Annotated in this window: 3 protein-coding genes; all 3 read left to right on the forward strand. The window is 74.8% G+C overall.

Annotated elements, in window-relative coordinates:
* Positions 1-440: 440 nt before the first annotated feature.
* From ACY0MR_RS35140 to ACY0MR_RS35150, 3 genes are read left to right on the forward strand one after another with little or no spacing between them, the layout of a single operon-like run.
* Positions 441-1,700 carry an aromatic ring-hydroxylating oxygenase subunit alpha gene (locus ACY0MR_RS35140; RefSeq protein WP_388804056.1) on the forward strand — a complete coding sequence of 420 codons (1,260 nt, stop codon included), beginning with the start codon at positions 441-443 and terminating at the stop codon, positions 1,698-1,700.
* Complete coding sequence (locus tag ACY0MR_RS35145) at positions 1,697-11,269, forward strand: amino acid adenylation domain-containing protein (protein WP_473557647.1); 9,573 nt, start codon at positions 1,697-1,699, stop codon at positions 11,267-11,269. Before ACY0MR_RS35140 ends, ACY0MR_RS35145 begins: the two co-directional genes overlap by 4 nt.
* Positions 11,266-20,946: an SDR family NAD(P)-dependent oxidoreductase gene (locus tag ACY0MR_RS35150; protein ID WP_473557648.1), complete on the forward strand. Its 9,681-nt coding sequence runs from the start codon at positions 11,266-11,268 to the stop codon at positions 20,944-20,946. The genes ACY0MR_RS35145 and ACY0MR_RS35150 overlap by 4 nt, the downstream gene beginning before the upstream one ends.
* The last annotated feature ends 6 nt before the right edge of the window (positions 20,947-20,952 follow it).

Genomic DNA, 20,952 nt, shown 5'->3' on the forward strand with positions numbered 1-20,952 from the left:
GCAGTGCCTCACCGTCGAGCGCCGGGCGCGGCTCCGTGCCGCCTCCGCGCCGACGCCTGCGCGGCCCCGAGGCGCCGGCCCCGTCGCGCACCGATCCCTCCGGACCGGTGACCGCCACCCCGACCGGCGGCGGTGTCCCGCGACCGCTCCGCCCCCTCCGGTGCCCCCGTGCCGGAGGGTTCCTCCGGCGTCGGTGCCTCCCGCGGACCACGGGGGCACCGACGACCGGCCCGTCTCCTCGCCCCGGTGCGCCGTACCCGTCCGGGCGACCCGGGCCACGCCCGGACGACCACCGCTCTTTCCCCTTCTCCAGCAGCACCCCACGTCACCCGCCGTCCAGGCGCGCGTGGCCCGGCGCGGCCCGTCCTCACGGGCCCCGGACCACGGCCGCGCCGGCACGGCACCACTCCATGCGCTTTGCCTTCGAGGGAGTCCCGCAGATGACGCGTGCGTCCAGCATGTTCGACCTCATCAGTGACCAGGATGAGGACAGGCCCTACTTCGAGACCGGCGGCATCGGCAGGTCGCACGCGTTCTACACCGGCGAGGAGCAGTTCCGCCGGGAGATGGCCCGCATCTACGGCCGGCGCTGGCTCCCGGTCGACCACGTCTCCCGGCTGAAGGAGAAGGGCGCCTACAGCACCCTCAACATCGGCTCCGGATCCATCCTGCTCATCCACGGCGACAACGGGATCCAGGGCTACCACAACTACTGCCGGCACCGCGGCTACAAGCTCGTCGAGGAGGCCACCGGCAAGCGCCAGAGCCTCGTCTGCCTGTACCACTGCTGGGTCTACGACCGGAACGGCAAGCTCAAGAGCCTCAACGGCACGTACATGGACCACTTCTTCGACAAGGAGAAGAACGGTCTGCTGCCCGTGCGGACCGAGGTCCGCTTCGGCGTGGTCTTCGTGGCGCTCTCCGACGACGCCCCGGACCTCGACGAGTCGCTCGGCGAGTTCGGGGAGTTCGCCAAGGTCTACGACCTCGCCGACCTGGAGTGCGTCGAGGCCAAGGACTACCCGGTCGCCTCGAACTGGAAGCTCGTCGCGCACAACGTCAACGAGAGCCTCCACTTCCCGACCGCCCACAAGGACCTGCACCGCATCACCGACTTCGACGACGCGGGCACCTACGGCCTCCGGGGCGACATCGTCGGCGCCTGGCAGTCGATCCGTACCGGCTACAACTCCGTCTCCGTCACGGGACGCAGTGGGCGTACGCCGATGCCGAACGTCCCCGAGGGCGACCTCCAGAAGATCAACTGGATCACCATCCTGCCCAACCTGCTCTTCGGGTTCACCGCCGACTACGTGATGATGCAGTGGGTCTGGCCGGAGAGTCCCGGCACCTGCTTCGTCCGCCACTTCTGGCTGTTCCACCCCAGCGAGACCGCCAAGAGCGACTTCTCGCACGAGGACGTCTTCGCGCTGTGGGACAAGGCCAACTACGAGGACTGGGAGATGTGCGAGCGGACCCACCGCGGCCTCTCCAACCCGCTGTGGACGCCCGGCCAGCTCTCGTACGACGAGGAGGTCGTGGCCCAGATCGACGCCTGGGTCGTCCGCGAGACCGCCGACGCACCCGAGGCCGGGAGCGCCGGCAGCGAGGACGGCGCCGGGGGCGCCGCGACCGCCTCGGCCGCCCCCTCCGCCGCCGAGAACGACGAGGCCGCCGAATCCGGAAAGGCGGAGCGGTGAGCACGACAGCCAACTGCTACCTGATCGGCGGCACCCGCGTCCTCACCCAGTGCGGCACCCGACTCCTCGACGCCGGTGTGACGATCGAGGGCGTCCTCAGCCGCGACCCCGCCGTCGTCGCCTGGGCCGACGCCCACGACGTGCCCGTGCACGACCCGGCCGGCGACCTCACGGCGCTCCTGTCGGAGCGGCCGTTCGACTACCTGTTCAGCATGGTCAACTTCCGGATCCTGCCCGGAGCCGTCCTCGACCTGCCGAAGATCGCCGCGATCAACTTCCACGACGGCCCGCTGCCCCGCTACTCCGGCAGCCACGTCCCCGCCTGGGCCCTGTACGAGGGAGCCCCGCGGCACGCGGCCACCTGGCACCTGATGACCGAGGCCGTCGACGCCGGCGGTGTGCTCCTGGAGCGCTGGTTCCCGGTACGCGACCACGCCACCGCCCTCTCCCTCACGTACGAGGCCGCCGAGACGGGCATCGAGCTGTTCGCCGACCTCGTCCCGCACATCGCCCGCCGGACCCTGCCCGAGATCCTCGACACGAGCGGCCGCGAGCGCCGCTTCTACCGCCGGTCCGCGCGCATGGCGGGGGGCGGCGTCATCCACGCCGGCACCACCGCCGCCGAGGCCGTACGCCTCGTCAGGGCCCTGGACCACGGCTCCTTCCCCAACCCGCTCGGCGTGCCCGCCCTCGTCACCGAACTCGGCGCGGTCTACACCCGGCAGGCCCGGCTGATCCCCCGCGACGAACCGCGCACCGCGACCACCGTCCTGTCCGTCACCACCACGGCCATCACCCTGGCCGCGCCCGACGCCGACCTCGTCCTCAGCGACTGGCGGGCCGTCGACGGCAGCACGCTCAGCGGCCAGGCCGCCGCCCAGCGCCTCGGCATCGCCGCCGGTGCCGCCCTCCCGGCCGTCTCGGAAGAGCGCCTGGCCGACATCGCCGAGGCCCAGAAGCGCCTGCGCCCCCACGAGCCGTGGTGGCGCGCCCGCCTGGAGGACGTGCGCCCGGTCCCGCTGGCGGCCGACGACTTCTCCGCGGCCACCGCCCACTACGGGCACTACGAGCTGGCGTACGTCCCCGCCTCGCGGGACGAGAGCGTCGCCGTCCTCCGCGCCTTCCTCGCCGCCGTCGCCGAACGCGCCGGCGACGAGGTCTTCGACTTCGCCTGGTCCCCGTCGACCGCCCGCGTCCTCGCGGACCGCACGCACGGGCTGACGGCCGCCCGCTTCCCCGTCCGCTACGACGGCGGGACCGCCCGCTCGCTGCGGCAGAGGCTCGACGAGGCCGCCGCCCGCCAGGGCTACGCCGGGGACCTCGAAGTCCGCCTCGGGCTCGCCGGACGGCCCCTCGGCACCGACGAGCCGAGCTTCACCCGCGTCATGGTGCTGGAACGGGACTCCGGCGAGGAGGCCTCCGCCGACCCCCACACCGAGATCGCCCTGCTGTGCCTGAACGACGGCCCGCCCACGATCTTCGTGCGGGAGACCGCCATGGACGAGGACGAGGCGCTGGACTTCGTGGAGCGCGTCGAGGACCTGGCCATGGCCGCGCTGCTCCAGGGCGACGAGCCGCCGACCGAGTCCACCGACTCCGCACGCTCCGGCGACTCCGGCACCGCAGCGCCCTCCTCCGCCCCTCCGGGGGAGCCCACCGGGGACGGCGCGGAAGCCGACGCCGGGGAGCCCGGCGAGCAGACCGGCGGCCCGACCGTGCTCGACCTTTTCGCCGCCGCGGCCGCGGAGCGGCCCGGAGCCGTCGCCGTCCGCGCCGGGAAGCGCACGCTCGACTACGCCGGTCTCGACGCCTGGGCGGACGCCGTCGCGGCCCGCCTGCACGACGAGGGCGTCGAGCAGGGCGCCGTGGTCGGCGTCCTCCTGGAGCGCGACACCGCGCTGCTCCCCGCGATGCTCGGCATCCTGCGGGCCGGCGCGTCGTTCCTGCCCCTGGACCCGGGCTACCCCGAGGACCGGCTGCGGCGGTACGTGGACGTCTCGCGCTGCGAACTCATCCTCACCGACGCCCGCACCCACGCGCTGGGCGCGTCCCTGGGCCCCGCTCGACAGGTGCCCGTCGCGGACGGAGCGGCCCAGGCCGTACCTCCGCGGGTGACCGCCGACGACCTCGCGTACACCCTCTTCACCAGCGGCTCCACCGGCGACCCCAAGGGCGTCGAGATCGGTCACGGAGCCCTCGCCGACTTCCTCACCGGCATCGGCGGACGCCTCGGCGTCACCGCGGACGACACCGTCCTCGCCCACACCACGGTCGCCTTCGACATCTCCCTCCTGGAGCTGCTGCTGCCGCTCACGGTCGGCGCCACGGTCGTCCTCGCCTCCCGCGAGACCGCGGCCGACCCGTACCGGCTGGCCGAGGTGGCGAGCGGCGTCACCGTCGCCCAGGCAACCCCCAGCCTCTGGCGCCTGCTGCTGGGGGCCGACTGGACCCCGCACGCCGGGCTGACCGTCCTCTCCGGCGGCGAGGCCCTGTCGCCCGCCACCGCCGAGCGCCTGCACGAGCCCGCCCGCGCCCTGTGGAACCTGTACGGCCCCACCGAGGCGACGATCTGGGCCGCGGCCCACCGGGTCGAGTCCGTCGGCACGTTCCTCCCGCTCGGCGAACCCCTGCCGCACATGGAACTGCACGTCCTGGACACGGACCTGAACCCGAGCGAGCCCGGGACCACCGGCGAGCTGTACCTCTCCGGCACCGGACTGGCCCGCGGATACGCCGGACGCCCGGACCTGACGCGGGAGGTCTTCGTCGAGCACCCCGTCACCGGCACGCGGCTCTACCGCACCGGCGACGAGGTCCGCCTGCACGAGACGGGCGCGGTCGAATGGCTCGGCCGGTCCGACGCCCAGGTCAAGGTGCGGGGCCACCGCATCGAGCCCGCCGAGATCGAGCGGATCCTGGAGAGGATCGACGGCGTCACGGCCGCCGTCGTCGTCGCGGCGCGCTTCGAGGGCCGCGGCGAACTGCGGCTCACCGCCTATCTGGTGGGCGACGCCATGCCCGGCAAGGCGCGGCTCGACGCACTGGTCGCCGCCGCCCTTCCCGCCTACATGGTGCCGGACGCCTACGTGAACCTCGACGTCCTGCCGCTCACCGACAACGGCAAGGTGGCCCGCGCCGCGCTCCCGCTGCCCACGCGCGACACCATCCTGCGCTCCGGTGAGGAGCAGGAGCCCGCCGCCGCCCAGCCGACGACGAGCCCCGAGGCCGAGCCCCGTACGGCGGCACCCGAGCCCGCGACCCTCGCGGCGGCCGCGGAGCCGGCTCCGGAGACGACGGACGGGGACACCGCCGTGCCCTCAGGGTCCGGCGCGACCGCCGACGCCGGCATGACCGAGGACGAACTGGCCCGGTCCATCGCACGCGTCTTCGCCACCACCCTGGACCACCCCGACTTCGACGTCCACGCCAACTACTTCGACCTGGGCGGCGACTCGGTGAACGTCACCGTCGCCGCCGCACGCCTGGGCGGCGAGCTGGGCGCCTCGGTGACCGCCCCCGCCATCTTCGCCTCGGGCACCCCCGTCAAGCTGGCCCGCCTCCTGGGCGCCGAGGGCGTCGTCACCCTGCGGGACCAGGACACGGCCCCCGTCGCCGGGACCGTACCGGCACCGGCGGACGCGGTGACCGACACCGCTGCCGCGCCGGCCGCGCACGGCACCGCGCCCGCCCCCGCCGCCGCGGGCACTCCCGGCCCCGCGGCCACGCCGGCCGCCGCGGCCGTACCCGCCGCCACCCCGTCCGGGGCCTCCTCGGCGCGGCCCGTCGACGACGGCGCCCTCGCCGTCATCGGCATGGCGTGCCGGTTCCCCGGGGCCGGCACCCCCGACGAGCTCTGGCAGAACCTCGTCGCCGGCGTGTCCAGCATCGGCGCCGCCCCCGAGGGCAAGCGCGGCTGGGCCCACCTGTGGTCCGAGGCGGCCTCCGACGACGTGCGGATGGGCTGGCTCGACGGCGTCGAGTACTTCGACGCCGCCCGCTTCGGCCTCACCGACCGCGAAGCGCGCCGCATGGACCCGCTCCAGCGGATGCTGCTCAGCGTCACCTCCGAGGCCATGGAGAGCGCCGGACGCGACCACCACTCGCTCGGAGCCGACACCGGCGTCTTCGTCGGCGCCATCGCCAGCGACTTCCCGGAGATCGTCGCCCGGAGCATCGGTCACTCCGACCCGCACGTGGCGACCGGCACCGCCCCCTCCATGGTGGCCAACCGCCTCTCCCACGTCTTCGACTGGTCCGGCCCGAGCTTCGCCGTCGACACGGCCTGCTCGTCGTCCCTCGTCGCCCTCCACGAGGCCGCCATGCACCTGCGGGCCGGCGAGATCGACGCCGCCGTCGTGGCCGCCGCCAACCTGGTGCTCACCCCGGCCAAGACCCGCTCCTTCACCCGTAACGGCATGCTCTCCCCGCAGGGCGCCTGCCGCGCCTTCGACGACGCCGCCGACGGCTACGTGCGCGGCGAGGGCGCCGGCGCCCTCATCCTCAAGCGGCTGTCCGACGCCGAACGCGACGGGGACCCGGTCCTCGCCGTCGTCCGAGGCACCGCCGTGAACCACACCGGCGGCAGCGCCGGCTTCCTCACCGCGCCCAGCCGGCCCGCCCAGGAAGCCGTACTGCGCCGGGCCCTGGCCCGCTCCGGGCGCACCGCCGCCGACATCGGCTACGTCGAGGCGCACGGCACCGGGACGCAGCTCGGCGACCTCATCGAGCTGGAGGCCCTCCACGCGGTCCTCGGCGAGCCCGCCGGCCGCACCCCGGTCGCGGTGGGCTCCGTCAAGACCAACCTCGGCCACCTGGAGCCCGCCGCGGGCATCGCCGGCCTCATCAAGACGGTGCTGGCGCTCCAGGCGGCCCACATCCCGCCGTCCCTGAACTACGAGACGCCGAACAGGTCGTTCGACTTCGAGGGCTCCCCGCTGTACGTGGCCGACCGCCTCCTGCCGTGGGGCCCCGGCCCGCGCGTCGCGGGCGTCAGCAGCTTCGGCTTCGGCGGCGCGAACGCCCACGTCGTGGTCGAGGCCGCACCGGGCACGGAGCAGGACGGCACGGACTCCGGTCCCCAGCTGCTGGTCCTCTCGGCCGGCTCCGACGACGCGCTGCGCACCCTCGCCCGCCGACTCGTGCTCATGCTGCGCTCCGCCTACTGCCCCTCCCTGGAGGCCCTGGCCGAGGCGAGCCGGCTGCGCCCGGCCGGCGTGCACCGACTGGCGTGCGTCGCCGACAGCGCCGAACAACTCCAGGACAAGCTCCAGCTGTTCCTGGCCGGCGTCGAGGAGGTGCGCTCCCTCCACGTGGGCGTCGCGGCCACCGCGGCGAGTCCTCACGGGCTGCCCACCGCAGCGCCCGCGAGCCGCGGCGAACTCGCCGCCGCGGCGGAGGCGTTCGTCGCGGGAACCGACCTCGCCGCCGGGCCGCGCCGCCGGGCCGGGGTCCGCTTCCCGACCGCCCCGCACGCCGAGAAGTACCTGTGGCTCGAACCCCAGCAGGAGCAGACGCCCCCGCCCGCTCCCACGCGCACCCGCAGCACGTGGACGGAGCATCCGGAGGCGGCCGAGCACCTCGTCCTCGGCCGGCCCACCCTGCCGGGTGCCGGTTACCCGGCCAAGGTCGCCGACTTCCTCGGCCGGGACCGCTTCGGTCTGCGCGACCTCACCTTCCGGGCGGCCGTCGAGGCCCCCGCGACGCTCACGGCCGCACGCGACGGCGACGCCCTCGCCTTCCGCGACGGCTCCGGCGCCCTGGTGTGCACCACGACGCTGACGACGCCCGAGCAGCCGGCCCTCACCGTCCCGCCCGCCTCGCACCGCTTCAGCGAGGTCGGACTGGACGCGATGTACGCGGCGTTCGCCCGCGCCGGTCTGGACTACGGCACCGGCTTCCGCACCGTGGCGTCCCTGACGGTCGCCCCGGGGGAGGCGCTGGGAGTCCTGCGCGGCGACACCGCCGGGACCGTGGACGCCCGTCTCCTGGACGGCGCCTTCCAGATCGCGCTCGCGGCCTGCGGCGCGCAGGGGCTGTACGTCCCCTTCACCGTCGAACGGCTCACCGTCCTCGGCCGGCTTCCCGCCACCGCCCGTGTGTACGCCCGGCGTGACCGGGACGCGGGGCCGGACGCCGGCCTGCTGACCGCCAGCCTGGTCGTCCTCGACGGCGACGAGCCCGTGCTGGAGGCGCGGGGCATCACCTGGAAGCGGCTGTCCTCGGCGCCGTCCGGTCCGGGCGCCGCCGGTGACACGGGCCACGGCCACCGCCCGGCCCCGGCCGCGTCCCCGGCCCCCGTTCCCGCACCGGCTCCGGTGCGCGCCCCGGCGGCCGTGCCCGCCTCCAACGGTCACCTGCCCGGCGGCCTTCCGGGCCGCTCGCTCGAGGCGGCGCTGGCCGACTGGGTGGCCGAGGCCCTGGAGCTGGACGCCGCCGAACTGGAAACCGACCGCCCGCTCCAGGAGCAGGGCCTCGACTCGATGCTCGCGGTCTCCCTGGCCCAGGACATCCGGTCCCGGCTCGGCGTCGACATCCCGGTGACCCTCGTCCTGGAGGTCGGCACGGTCGACCGCCTCGCGGAGGAACTGCGGGACGAGTACGGCGTCACGGCCCCGCCCGCCGACGCGACCGACCTCCCGGCCGGCGCGGGGTCGGGCGGCTCGGAAGGCCCGGCCGTCACGGGCGAAGGGCCGGCACACCCGCCGGCCCCGGCCCCCGAGCCGAACGGGTCCACCCCGCCGGTCCCCGTGGTTCCCGCGGCGGCCCCCACCGGGCCCGCGCCCGCGGCTCCCGCCCCGGTGCCCGCGGCTCCCGCCCCGGTGCCCGCGGCTTCCACCGCCGTCGCTTCCGCCGCGGACGACGACACGGACGACGACACGCACGACATCGCCGTCATCGGCATCGACGGCGTGTTCCCCAACGCCGCGAACCTGGACGAGCTGTGGCGCGTCTTGGTGGAGGGCGAGGACTGCCTGACCGAGGTCCCGGCCTCCCGCTGGGACATCGACGCCTACTACGGGACGGACGGCGCCCCCGGCACCGTCTACCTGCGGCGCGCCGGCTTCGTCGACGGCCTCACCGACTTCGACCCCGGCTTCTTCCGGCTCTCGCCCGCCGAGGCCGAGTGGATCGACCCGCAGCAGCGCCACCTCGTCCAGTCGGCCTGGCGCGCCCTGGAGGACGCGGGCATCGCGGGCAGGACGCAGCCGACCACCGGCGTGTTCGTGGGCGCCAGCTACCAGCACTACCGCGACACCGTGGTCGGGGACGTCGTCCAGACACCCGCCGGCCTGGGCAACCACAACGCGATCCTGGCGAACCGGGTGAGTTTCTTCCTGGACCTGCACGGTCCGAGCATGACGATCGACACGCTGTGCTCGTCGTCGCTGGTGGCGCTGCACACCGCGGTGCGGAGCATCCGCTCCGGGGAGTGCGAGCAGGCCGTCGTCGCCGGCGTGCACCTGGGCATGTCCCCCCAGTACTTCCAGCTCGGCTCCCGCCTCCGCTCCTTCTCCCCGTCCAACGCCCTGCGGCCGTTCGATGCGGGTGCGGATGGGTTCGTGCCGGGGGAGGGGGTGGTGACGGTGGTGTTGAAGCCGTTGCGTGCGGCGTTGCGTGATGGTGATCGGGTGCGGGGTGTGGTGAAGGGTTCGGCGGTGAATCACGGGGGTCGTACGAGTGGTTTGACGGTGCCGAGCAGTGCTGCGCAGGAGTCGGTGATTTCGGCTGCGTTGGTGGATGCGGGTGTGTCGGTGGAGTCGATCGGTCTGGTGGAGGCGCATGGGACGGGGACGAGTCTGGGTGATCCGATCGAGGTGGAGGGTTTGACGCGTGCGTGGCGGGGTGTGACGTCTCGTTCGCAGTTCTGTGCGTTGGGTTCGTTGAAGGGGAATGTGGGGCATCTGGAGCCGGCTGCGGGTCTTGCGGGGTTGGTGAAGGTGTTGTTGTCGATGGAGCGGGGTGTGGTTCCTCCGTCGTTGCATGTGGTGCGGCCGAATGATCACATCCGTTTCGAGGGGACTCCGTTCTTCCTGGCGGATCGGGTGTCTGTGTGGCCGCGTCCGGTGGATGGTCCGCGTCGGGGTGCGGTGAGCGCGTTCGGGATGGGTGGGGTCAACGCCCACGTCATCCTGGAGGAGGCCCCTGCGGTTGCTGCTCGTGAGGTGGTGGGGCAGGAGTCGTATCTGGTGCGGGTGGACGCGGCGGACGAGATCTCCGTCCGCGCACTCGCCGACGCCTATGCCGACCGGCTTGCCGAGGTCGACGACGACCGACTCGGCGACTTCGCCTACACCGCCAACACAGGTCGCGCCGAGCACCGCTTCGGCACGGTCGTCTCGGGCGGCGACGCGGGTGAACTCGCCGTCGCGCTGCGGGACATCGCCTCCGGAGCGTCTCCGGTGGCTCGCCGGAGCGGTCGGAAGTCGGCGCCGGTGGTCTTCATGTTCACCGGCCAGGGCTCGCAGTACGCGGGCATGGCCCAGGGCCTGTACAAGACCGAGCCCGTGTTCCGGGCGGCACTCGACGAGTGCGCCTCCCTGCTCGCCGGCCATCTCGACGTACCGCTGACGGACCTGCTGTTCGGCATATCGGCACACCTCCTCGACTCGACGAGGTGTGCGCAGGTGGGGATTGTGGCGGTGCAGGTGGGGTTGGTGCGGTGGTTGGAGTCGTTGGGTGTGCGTCCGGATGTGGTGGTGGGTCACAGTCTGGGTGAGTTGAGTGCGGGGTGGGCCGCGGGTGTGGTGGGTCTGGGGGATCTGCTGCGTCTGGCGGTGGTGCGTGGGCGGTTGATGGAGTCGCAGCCGGGTGCGGGTGCGATGGCTGCGGTGCATGGTGATGCGGCTGCTGTCGTGGAGGCGTTGAAGGCGTTTCCCGGGGTTGAGGTGGCTGCGTTCAACTCGCCTCGTGTGGTGACGGTTTCGGGTCCGGTGGATGCGGTGGCACGGTTCCGTGCGGAGTCGGGTCTGCGGTCGCAGTCGCTCGTGGTGAGTCATGCGTTCCACTCGGCGTTGATGGAGGGGGCGGTGGCTCCGTTCGCCGGGGCGGTGTCGGGTGTCGAGTGGTCGGCTCCGCGGGTGGCGTTCGCGTCGACGGTGTCGGGCGGTTGGCACACACCGGAGTCCGTGAAGGACGCGCATGTGTGGGCGCGTGGGATTCGTGAGCCGGTGCGGTTCTCGGAGGCGGTCGGGCTGGTGTCGGGTGTGGGCGCGGGGGTGGTCTGGGAGATCGGCGCGCAGCCGCAGCTGACGTCGCTGGCACGTGCGTCGTGGTCGGGCGATGAGCCGTTGTGGTTGTCGACGCTGCGGCGTGATCGGGTGGACCAGGCGGAGGTGTACGCGGCTGTGGCGTCGTACGCCGCTTCGGGCTCGGGTTCGGTGGACTGGGCGGGTGTGCACGCCGGCAAGGGCCACCGCACGACGACCCTGCCCACGTACCCCTTCCACCGGCAGGACCTGGTCGCGCCCCCGGCCCGCGGCGAGCGCGCCACGCGCACCGCGTCGGCTGCGCCTGCCGTGGGACACCCGCTGTTCGACCGTCACTACGAGCACCGGAGCGAGGGACAGTGACGCACACCCCAGAGACGTACGAGAAGACGTTCACGGGCCAGGAGCCCCTCATCGCCCAGCACCGCGCCGCGGGGACCGGACTGCTCCCCGCAGCCGTGCAACTGGAGATGGCACTCGTCGGAGTCGCACGCCGCCGACCGTTCGCTGCCCTGGAACTCACCGGGGTGTCGTTCCTCCGCCCCCTCGCGGTCGCCGACCAGGGCAGCGCACCGGTCCGGCTCGACGTGACCCCCGGCCCCGACCGGACCCGCTTCGAGCTGACCACCCTCGTGGCCGGCACCCGCAAGCAGCTGTCCACCGGCGCCGGACGGTTCCTCCCGGCGGACACGGCACGGCCCGCCCGCGCCACGGCGGACCACGAGCACGCCGGCGCACGGGACATCGCCCCGGAGCGGCTCTACACCGGATGGGAGCGCGAGGGACTCCAGTACGGCCCCGACTTCCGCACCGTCCGCGCACTCTCCGTCGCCGACGCCGGAACCGCCCGCGCCACCCTGCGGTCCGACGCCGAGCCGATGCCCTGGTACGCCCACCCGCTGCTGGTGGACGGCGTCTTCCAGGTCGTCAGCTGCGCCCTTCAGGACCTGACGGGCACGGACGGCCCGTACCCGATGCTGCCGATCGGCGTCGAGCGGCTCGCCCTCTTCGCCGACCTGTCGACGGCGACGGACGGGGTCACCGTCCACGTCCGCCGTACCGGTGACGACGGCGCCTACGCCACCGCCGACGCGCTGCTGCTCGGCCCCTCCGGCGATGTCCTCGCCGAGTTCCGGGGCGTGCGGATGCGGCGTACCACCACCGTGACGCGTACGCCAGCGGCGGCGACCGGCACCACGGCCCCGGCACGGACGTCCGACAGCGCTGCGGAACGGCGGGAACCTCTGCCTGTCTCCCGCATCGACTGGCACCCCGAGGCGGGCGACCCCGCCCGCCGTGAACCGGCCTCGGGCACCTGGGTGGTCCTCCACCACGGCCCCGCCGACCGGCTCGGCACCGGCGCCGCCGAAGCGCTGCGGGCCGACGGCGCCCGCGTCGTGGAGGTCGCCGCCGGCCCGGCCGCGTCCCCCGGCGGCGCTCCCGACCCCGACCGGACGACCCTGGACCGGCCCGACCAGGACGGGTTCCGCCGGCTCTGGGAGGAGATCGGCGACCCCGTCACGGGCGTGCTCCACCTGTGGAACGCCGACGGCCCGACCGACGGCCGACGCGGCGAGGAGGACGAGCTGCGCCTCGGGCTGTACGCCTGCCTCGCGGCCCTTCGCACCCTCGGCGAGCGGCAGCGCAAGGCCCGCTTCCTCGTCGCGACCCGCGACGGCCAGCCCGTCACCGCCGGCGACCGGCCGGTGCCCGCCCGCGCCGCCCTGTGGGGGCTCCTGCGCACCGCCGCCATCGAGTACCCGGGCCTGCGCCCGCGGATCGTCGACCTCGGCGGCGACCCCGACGCGCTGCTCCCCGCCCTCGTCGCGGAACTCGGCGTTGCCCGGGGGCCCGTCGAGACCGGCTACCGCGGCGACGTCCGGCACGTGCCCGTCCGGGTGCGCGACCGGTCCGCGTACACCCCGCCGAGGCCCGCCGGCCAGGGCCCGATCCGGCCCGGGGGACGCTACCTCGTGCTCGGCGGCCACGGCGGCCTGGGCCTCGAAGTGGCCGAACGGTTCGCCCGCGAGGGCGCCGGCGTCGTCGCGCTGGTCTCCCGCTCCGGCGGGAACCCCGGCTCCGACGAGCGGTCCGCGGCCATCGCCGCCCACGGCTGCCTGGCCGTCTCGTACAGCGCGGACATCACCGCCCCCGGCGCCCTGACGGCCCTGCTGGAGCGGATGCGGCGCGAGCACGGCGACGTGCACGGCGTCGTCCACGCCGCCGGCACCCTCAAGGACGGGCTGATCCGCAGCGCCACCGCCGAGGACGTCGCCGCCGTGATGGGGCCCAAGGCCGACGGGGTCCGCGAGCTCGCCGCCGCCCTGACCGGGAGCGACCTCGACTTCGCGGTGCTGTTCGCCTCCGTCTCGGGCACCTTCGGGAACCTCGGGCAGGGCGGATACGCCGCCGCCAACGCCTACCTCGACGGCTACGCCCACGCGCACGGCGCGCCGTGGCTCAGCGTCGACTGGGGCCTGTGGGGCGAGGTCGGCATGGGCACGGCCGTCGCGGACCAGCTCCGGGCCCGCGGCGTCCGGCCGCTGACCACCGCGGAGGGCCTCGACGCCCTCATGGCCGTCCTGGCGGCGGAGGAGCCCGCCCGGCAGCTCGTCATCGCCCACCCGGACGCGGGCACCGAGATCATCGAGCCGGAAGGGCGGGATCACTCCTCCGCCGTCACCGCCACCGCGGACGTCACCGTGACCGCAGACGTCACCGCTACCGCAGACGTCGCCGTCACCGCGCACGCCGCCGTTCCCGGTGACCACTCCGGTGGGACCGGGGCGGGCGCCGTGGAGCGGGTGGCCGACGCGCTGGCCGACTTCCTCGTCGAGCGGCTGGGCATCGCGTCCCTCGACCGCGAGGCGCTCCTGGCGGACTACGGCATGAGCTCGATCATGAGCGTCGAGCTGTCCGAGGAGCTGTCCCGCCGATGGGGTGTCAGCCTTCCGGCCACGCTCTTCCTGGAGTACGGGGCCTTCGACGAACTGGCGGAAGCGCTCACCGAGCGCTACGGCGCGGCGGCGGCGCTGCCGGAGCCGACCGGGGGCGAGGCCGCCGGAGCGGCGGCGCAGGCCGCCGAGAGGGACTCCGACTCGGGGGACGCCGCCGTCGACACGGGCCGACCCGCCCGGCCGGCGGTCTCCGCACCCGCGGGCGAAGCCACCACCCCGGCCCCCGCTCCGTACCGCCCGCGGCGCTCGGCACCGGGCGGGCGCGACCTGGACGTCGCCATCGTCGCCGTGTCCGGCGACCTCCCCGGCGCCCCGGGCGGCATCGCGGACCTCTGGCCGCTGCTGCGCGCGGGAGACCACGCCTTCACCGACGTACCCGCCGAACGCTGGGACGTCGACGCCCACTTCGAGCAGCGCGGCCCCCGCATGACGGGCACGTACTGCCGCAAGGGCGCCTTCCTCGCCGACGCCGACCGGTTCGACCCGACCTTCTTCGGCATCTCCGTGCGCGAGGCCGAGGATATGGACGTCCAGCAGAAGCTGCTCCTGGAGCACGCCTGGTCGGTCCGCGACGAGGCCGGCCTCGTCGGCCGCCGCGACATCGGCGTCTTCGTCGCCGCCACCTACACCCACCACCGCGACACGCACGGGCTGGAGACCGTGGGCCCGCACACCGCGCTCGGCTCCATGAACGCGGTGCTCGCCAACCGGATCTCGTACGCCCTCGACCTCACCGGGCCCTCGCAGACCGTCGACACCCTGTGCTCGTCCTCGCTCGTCGCCCTCCAGCAGGCGGTCACCGCGCTCCGCTCCGGCCACTGCGGCGCCGCGATCGTCGCGGCCTGCCAGGTCGGCCTGACGCCGTGGTACTACCGCAGCCTCAGCCAGCTCGGCGCCCTGTCGGAGGGGCTTCCGAAACCCTTCGATGAGCACGCCGACGGTTTCCTCCCCGGCGAGGGGGCGCTCGCCGTCCTGCTGAAGCCGCTCGCGGACGCGGAGCGCGACGGCGACCTCGTCTGGGGCGTCGTCCGGGGAACGGCCGTCAACCACGGCGGTCGTGGCAGCGCGCTGCCCGTGCCCCGCAGCGAAGCCCAGGCCGCCGTCGTCCGCGCGGCACTGGACGACGCCGGGCTCGCCCCCGCCGACATCTCCCTCATCGAGACCCACGGCACCGCGACCCGTCTCGGCGACCCCATCGAACTCGCCGCCCTGACCGAGGTGTTCGGCGGCGATCCCGACCGCGAAGGACCGGTCCACCTCGGCGCCGTCAAGGGCAACATCGGGCACCTGGAACCCGCGGCCGGGCTCGCCGGGCTCGTCAAGGCCCTGCTGAGCCTGCGGCACGGGGAGATCCCGCCGGTCGCCGGCCACGAGAAGCCCAGCAGCCACCTCGACTTGTCCTCCGGGCCGTTCGAGATCCCGACCGAGCCCCGCCCGTGGACCTCCACCAGACCGCGGCGGTTCGGCGTCAGCTCCTTCGGCATGGGCGGCACCAACGCCCACGTCGTCGTCGAGGAGTACGTCGCCGGCCCGCGCCCCGACGCGACCGCCGACGGACCGGCCGCCGAGGCCGCCCACCCGGACGGCGCCGCCGACGAGCACCTGCTGGTCCTCTCCGGCCACACCCCCGAGGCCCTGCTGCGGCGCATCGCCGCCACCCGGGCGGCGCTCCGCGGGGAGACGGCCTCCGGCGTGCGGGAACTGTGCCGTTCGAGCGCCGTCGGACGCGACCACCGGGCGCACCGGATCGCGGTCCTCGGCGCCACCGCCTGGGAGATCGGCGCCGGACTGGACCACGCGCTGCGGCTCGCGGACTGGGCGTCCGGGTCCGTCGTCCGCGGCTCCGCCGTGGTGGAGACCGCCTCGACCGGGCTCGGCGTCCACGCCCTCCGCCACGTCGAAGGCGCGGCCGTGGACTGGGCGTCCGTGTACCCGGATCCGGCGGTACGCCGACGACCGCTGCCGCCGTACCCGTTCGGTGCGACACCCGCGGTGTCGGCGGCACCCGCCGCCACCGCCGCTCCGGAGGACGCGGCGGGCGGAGCCCCGGCAGCAGCACGCGCGGAGGACGTGGCCGAGGCCGTCCGCCGGCTGTCGCGGGCGCACCGCGTCCTCGGCGAGGAGACCGTGCCCGGGGCCGTACCCCTCGCCCTGGGGCTGCGCGCGGCCGGTGAACTGCGAGCCGTCGCCTTCACGGGCCGGGGGAGCGGCCCGCACGCGCTGACCACCGACCTGGACGAGCCGGGCCGCACGGGTCCGGCCGCCTTCCGGCACGCCGGCCGCACCATCGCCCGACTGACGACCGGCGCGGCTCACGCCGGACCCGCCCCCGCCGCCCGGGACCTGGACGCCCTGCGCGCGGAGCTGGGCCGCGGCCTGGAGCCCGCGGGCCTCTACGCCTGGTTCGCCGCCAAGGGCATGGAACTCACCGTGCCGCTGCGGTCGATCACCGAGGTCCACTACGGGCCCCGGCGGGTTCTGGCCCGCGTCGGCATCACGGCCGACAGCCCGCTGGAGGCGGAGACGGCGGCGCTCGACGCCGCCCTCCAGACCATGGCCGTCCTCACCCTCGCCGACCCCGAGGCGCCGACCGGGACCTTCCTGCCGGTCGCCGTCGAAGGCGCCACGCGCTGGGGCGACCCCGCGCACACGGTGTTCGCGCTGCTGGACGGCACCGAGACCGGCGCCGACGGCGTACGGCGCGGCGACATCGACCTGCTGGCGCACGACGGACGGGTCCTGGTCCGCCTCGAAGGCGTCGAGTACCGGACGGTGGCCGGGAACGGCTCGGACGCCGGCAGCGCTGCCGGCGAGACCGCCGGTACGGCCGGTACGGCCGGTGGCGTGACTGCCGAGACCGCCGCTGCGGGAGGTGGCGAGGGCGGGGGCGTCGAGGCGTCCGGGCCCGCGCCCCGCTCGCCACGCCTCGCGACGGCAGAGGCCGCCGTCGTCGAGGTGGTGCGGGCGGCGCTGCACGACCCCCGGATCACCGCGACCACGTCCCTGTCCGCCGTCGGCATCGACTCCATGCTCGCGACGGCCGTCGCCGCCGACCTGGACGAGCGGTACGGCGTACCGCTCAGCCCGACGGACGTCCTCGACGCCGCCGACTGCCGCACCCTCGCCGCCTTCGTCGCCGAGCTGGCCCCGGAGGACGCCTTCGCGCGGCCCGAGGCCCAGGCGAAGCCGACCGAGGAAACGTCGCCGCACGTCATCGAGGAAGCAACCGGTTCGGCAAGCGCAAGCGGTCCGGCCACCGGTTCGGCAACCGGTCCGTCCTTCGGCTCTCCCGCCGGTCAGGCCGCCCGCCGTACCTCCGACCAAGGCGCCGACCCGGCCGCGCTCTACGGCGCGGACCCCGGCGAGGCCGTGTCCGCCGACGACGTGGCCGTCATCGGACTGGCCGTCGCCCTGCCCGGCGCCACGGACCCGGAAGGACTGTGGGACCTGCTGGCCGAGTCCGGCGACCGGGTCGGCCCCGCGCCCGCACGGCGCTGGGGCAAGTACGCCGACGGGCGTGAGCCCGACGTGGGCGGGTTCCTCGACGGCGTCGAGGAGTTCGACGCCCGGTTCTTCGACTTCTTCCCCAAGCAGGCCGAGGCGCTCGACCCGCAGGTGCGCTGGCTGCTCCGCAGCGCCTGGGAGGCGCTGGAGTCGGCGGGACTTCCGCCGCGCGGACTGTCGCCCGCCACGGGCGTGTTCGTCGGGGCGAGCTACCAGCACTACAAGGACTACAACCTCTCGCCGGAGCTGGACGCCCCCGCCGGCCTGGGCAACCACAACGCCTTCCTGGCGAACCGGGTGAGTTTCTTCCTGGACCTGCACGGTCCGAGCATGACGATCGACACGCTGTGCTCGTCGTCGCTGGTGGCGCTGCACACCGCGGTGCGGAGCATCCGCTCGGGAGAGTGCGAGCAGGCCCTCGTCGCCGGCGTCCGCGTCGCCATGTCGCCCCTGCACTACGTCGCCATGCGGAACCTGCGCGCCCTGTCCCCCTCCGGTCACTCGCGGCCGTTCGATGCGGGTGCGGATGGGTTCGTGCCGGGGGAGGGGGTGGTGACGGTGGTGTTGAAGCCGTTGCGTGCGGCGTTGCGTGATGGTGATCGGGTGCGGGGTGTGGTGAAGGGTTCGGCGGTGAATCACGGGGGTCGTACGAGTGGTTTGACGGTGCCGAGCAGTGCTGCGCAGGAGTCGGTGATTTCGGCTGCGTTGGTGGATGCGGGTGTGTCGGTGGAGTCGATCGGTCTGGTGGAGGCGCATGGGACGGGGACGAGTCTGGGTGATCCGATCGAGGTGGAGGGTTTGACGCGTGCGTGGCGGGGTGTGACGTCTCGTTCGCAGTTCTGTGCGTTGGGTTCGTTGAAGGGGAATGTGGGGCATCTGGAGCCGGCTGCGGGTCTTGCGGGGTTGGTGAAGGTGTTGTTGTCGATGGAGCGGGGTGTGGTTCCTCCGTCGTTGCATGTGGTGCGGCCGAATGATCACATCCGTTTCGAGGGGACTCCGTTCTTCCTGGCGGATCGGGTGTCTGTGTGGCCGCGTCCGGTGGATGGTCCGCGTCGGGGTGCGGTGAGCGCGTTCGGGATGGGTGGGGTCAACGCCCACGTCATCCTGGAGGAGGCGCCCGCCGTCCCGGCCCGGGACGTACCCGCCCCGGAGTCGTACGTGGTCCGCGTCACCGGCACCGACGAGCCGGCCGTACGGAAGCTGGCCGGCGCGTACGCCGCCCGCTTCGACACGGCCCGCGACCCCGCCGAGACGGCCGACCTGTGCCACACGGCCAACACCGGCCGCTCCCCGCTGGAGTACCAGACCGCCGTGCACGGACGCACGGCGGCGGACCTCGCGACGGCGCTCCGCTCGGTCGCGGACGGGACGCACCCCGTCGCCCGCGTCGACATCGACCTCACCGCCGACGCGGCCGCCGCCCTGGCCGGCACGACCACGGCCCCCGGCCACCCGGCCCGCGCGGCCGAGCTCGCCACCGCCGGGTACGCACACGTCGACTGGTCCGGGCTCTCCCCCGCGGGGGCCCGCGTCACGGACCTGCCCACCTACCCGTTCGCCGGTTCCCCGTTCTGGCGCGGCCCCGAGGAGACCGGGCCCGCGGGGCACGCCGGGACACCGGAGCCGGACGGACGTACGGGCACACCTGCCGTACGCGTCGAGTGGCGCGCCCGCGCGCTGGACCGGGCCACCCCGGCCGGTCCGGCGACGGTCAGCGTGGCCGCGGCCGATCCCGCCCTCGGGCAGGCCCTGGCCGGACTCCTCCGGGACCGTGGCGTGACCGTCGTCGCGCCCGGCGCTCCGGCCGACGCCGCCGTCGTGATCGGAGCCCGGGACACCCGGCACGTCGACCCGGCGGAACTCACCTCGGTCTGGAGCGAGTTGGGCGATCTGATGCGGACGCTGCCGCCGCGGGCCGGTGTCCTCTGGGCCTCGTTCGGCGGCGCGGACCCGAACTCCGCGGCGCAGGGCGCGCACGGGACGAAGCGCGGCGACGCCCGCCCGGACCCGGTCCGGGCCGCGACCGCCATGGCCGTCCGGGCCGCGGGCGCCGAAGGGCGCCGGCCCACCGCCGTCGTCCACCTGGACCCCGCCGATCCGGCCGCCGACCAGGCCGCGCACCTGGCCGCCGAGCTCGCCGCACTGGCGTCCGGCGCGCCGGACACCGACAGCGCCGACGCGGGGACCACCGTCGCCGCCTACCGGCGGGGCGTCCGCCACGTGCCCGAGAACGTGCCCGCCAGGCCCGGCCCTCCCTACTTCCTCCCGGCCGAGGGCTACTGCCTGGTCACCGGAGGGCTCGGAGCCGTCGGACTGCGACTGACCGAGCGCCTCGTCGCACGGGGCGCCCGGCGCGTCGCCGTCGTCGGCCGGTCGCCCCTCGACGCGACCCGCGCCCAGGCGCTCCGTCAGCCGGCGGGCGACGCCGAGGTCGAGTACGTGTCCTGCGACGTCTCCGACCCGGCGGCACTCGCCGCCGTCACGGACCGGCTCGGGCAGACCTGGGGCCGGCTGGTCGGCGTCGTGCACGCCTCCGGAGCCGTCAACCCCTTCGGCGCGATGCACCGCCGCCCCTGGACCGACGCCGAGAAGGTGCTGACGCCCAAGGTGGCCGGCTCGCTGAACGTCGTCCGCCTGGCCAAGGAGCAGCGCGCGGACTTCGCCGTCCTCGTCTCCTCCGTCGCCGGCACCCAGGCCCTGGCCGGGCGCGGCCTGGTCGACTACAGCCTCGCCAACGCCTTCCAACTCGCCCTCGCCGAACGGGAGGACGACGAGGTCACCGCCGTCACCGCGCACGCCTGGCCGAACTGGACGGGCATCGGGATGAAGGCCGACGACACCTACTCCGCCGCGTACTCGGTCGGCGCCGACGAAGCGCTCGACGCCTTCTTCGACCACCTGCGGTCGGGCGGCGCCGTCGTCTTCCCCGGCACCGCGTCCGCTCCGGAGAGCACGGAGAGCACGGAGAGCACGGGGAGCACGCCAGGTACGGCAGGTGCGTCGGGTACGGCCGGAACGGCAGGTACCGCGGGGCCGACCGTTGCCGCACCGGCTCCGGCCACCTCGGCGGCATCGGCCGCCGGCGCCGCGCGACCCACCGGTCCCGGGCCGCAGCCGACGGGCGCCCGGCCGGACGCCACCGCGACGCGCGCCCGCGTCCGGGACGCCTTCCTCCACGTCCTGGGCGAGGACCCCGGCGACCGGCCCCTCCAGGCCCTCGGCCTGGACTCCCTGATGATCGCGGAACTGACCACCGCCCTCGAACGGGGCGGCCCCACCGTCGACCCGTCGCTCCTCCTGCGGGCCCGTACGGCCGACGACATCGCGGCCGAACTCGCCGAGCTCGCCGCCCTGCCCGCACCCGACGGCACTCCGGCACCCACGGACGCACCCGCGCCCACGGACACACCCGCACTCACCGGCACACCGGCGCCCGCCGGCTCTCACGCACCCGTCGGTGCTCCGGTGCCCCCGGCCGCCGCCGCGCCCGACCGCGCCGGGGCCGACGACTCCGCCCTGAGCGCCCTGCTCCGCCCCCTGCTCGACCACGACGGTGGGCGCGGGGTGGTCCAGGCATGACCCGCG

It is taken from the genome of Streptomyces sp. JN8, from assembly GCF_055808075.1.